This is a genomic window from Actinomadura logoneensis, from assembly GCF_003428695.1.
In the GTDB taxonomy this organism is placed as follows: domain Bacteria; phylum Actinomycetota; class Actinomycetes; order Streptosporangiales; family Streptosporangiaceae; genus Spirillospora; species Spirillospora logoneensis.
Map to the genome: position 1 here is coordinate 1 of NZ_QURH01000555.1, position 1,644 is coordinate 1,644.

The 1,644-nt window shown below is 73.5% G+C and carries 2 protein-coding genes; one reads left to right on the top strand and one right to left on the bottom strand.

Annotated features, from left to right (window positions below; all coding sequences use genetic code 11):
* Positions 1-95: 95 nt before the first annotated feature.
* Positions 96-1,034, bottom strand: a complete 939-nt coding sequence (locus DZF91_RS24085) for an aldo/keto reductase (RefSeq protein ID WP_117359577.1) — start codon at positions 1,032-1,034, stop codon at positions 96-98.
* A gap of 47 nt (positions 1,035-1,081) precedes the next feature.
* Here DZF91_RS24085 and DZF91_RS24090 point away from each other — a divergent pair.
* Positions 1,082-1,644, top strand: a 563-nt coding sequence (locus DZF91_RS24090) for a TMEM175 family protein (protein ID WP_147341338.1), incomplete at its 3' end; no start/stop codon positions are given.

Consider the following 1,644-nt stretch of genomic DNA (forward strand, 5'->3'; position numbering starts at 1 on the left):
GACGGCCCGGCCACGCGGACGGCCCGGCCACGCGGACAGCCCGGCCACGCGGACAGCCCGGCCAGGCGGACAGCCCGGTCACGCGGACAGCCCGGTCAGGCGGAGGCCTCGGTGAGGCGGTCGGCCTCCTCGGCGGTCAGGGCGAGCTCGGCGGCGCCGAGGAGGGCCGGGAGCTGCTCGACCGAACGGGCGCTGGCGAGCGGCGCGGCGACCGTCGGGCGGCCGGCGAGCCAGGCGAGCGCGACCGTGGCGACCGGGACGTTCCGGTCGGCGGCGATCTCGTCCAGCGCGGCGAGCACCCGGTCGCCGCGCTCGGTCCCGAGGTACTTGCCGGCGCCCTGGGCGCGCGGGCTCTCCACGTTCTGCCCCGGACGGTACTTGCCGGTCAGGAAGCCGGACGCGAGCGCGTAGTACGGGACGCACGCCAGGCCGTGCCGCTGGGCGAGCTCCAGCTTCCGGCCCTCGTACTCGTCCCGGTGGACGAGGTTGTAGTGCGGCTGGATGGCGACGTACTTGGCCAGGCCCTCGCGGTCGCTGGCCGCCAGGGACGCCTCGAGCCGCTCGGGCGAGATGTTCGAGACGGCGATCTCGCGGACCTTGCCCGCCCGCTTCAGCTCGTCCATCGCGCCGACGATGTCCTCGACCGGCACCGACTCGTCGTCGAAGTGGGTGTAGTAGAGGTCGATGCGGTCGGTGCGCAGGCGGCGGAGCGAGTCGTCGCAGGCGGCGTGGATGTTGGCGGGCGCGAGCCCCTTGCGCTCGGGGTGCGCCCCGACCTTGGTGGCGACGACCATCTCCTCGCGGGCGTGCCGGGCGGCCATCCACTCGCCGATGATCGTCTCGGACTCGCCGCCGTGGTTGCCGGGCACCCACGCGGAGTAGCCGTCGGCGGTGTCGACGAAGTTCCCGCCGGCCGCGCGGTAGGCGTCGAGCACGGCGTACGAGGCGTCCTGGTCGGCCGTCCAGCCGAACACATTGCCGCCGAGCGACAGCGGGAAGACGTCCAGGGATCCGATTCTCTTCGTGTCAGCCATATTTTGATCCAACCAAGAGAGCTCAAGATCGTTCCCGGGAGCCCCCCATGTCCGAGCCCTTCCCTCCGAGAGCGGGCCAGGCCGAGCCCGATCTCGCGATCAGTCCCGGCCGGCTCCAGGCGTTCAGCGACGGGGTGTTCGCGATCGCGGCGACCCTGCTGATCCTCGACGTGCACCGGCCCGGCCGGGACGAGCCGGTGTGGTCCGCGCTGCGGCACGAGTGGCCCGCGCTGGACTCCTACGCCGTGACGTTCCTGGTGATCGGGATCGCCTGGATCCACCACCACAACCTGTTCCACCGGGTCGCCCGGGTGGACCGGACGCTGCTGTTCCTCAACCTCGGGCTGCTGGCGACGGTCAGCTTCCTGCCGCTGCCGACGGCCACGCTGGGCGAGCACCTGACCCGGCCGCACGCGGCGGACGCGGCGGTGTTCTACACGCTGTCGATGGCGGCGTCGTCGGCGTGGTTCACGCTGTTCTGGCACCACCTGGCGCGCCACCCCGAGCTGATGCACGAGGCGGCGCGCGGGACGGCCGGGCGGGCGCGGCGGCGGTCGCTGCTCGGCCCGGTCGGCTACCTGGCGGCGGCGCTGGTCGCACTGGCCAGCCC

Coding starts and splice junctions, on each gene's coding strand:
- DZF91_RS24085 (WP_117359577.1), bottom strand. CDS start 1,034: ATGGCTGACACGAAGAGAATCGGATCCCTGGACGTCTTCCCGCTGTCG.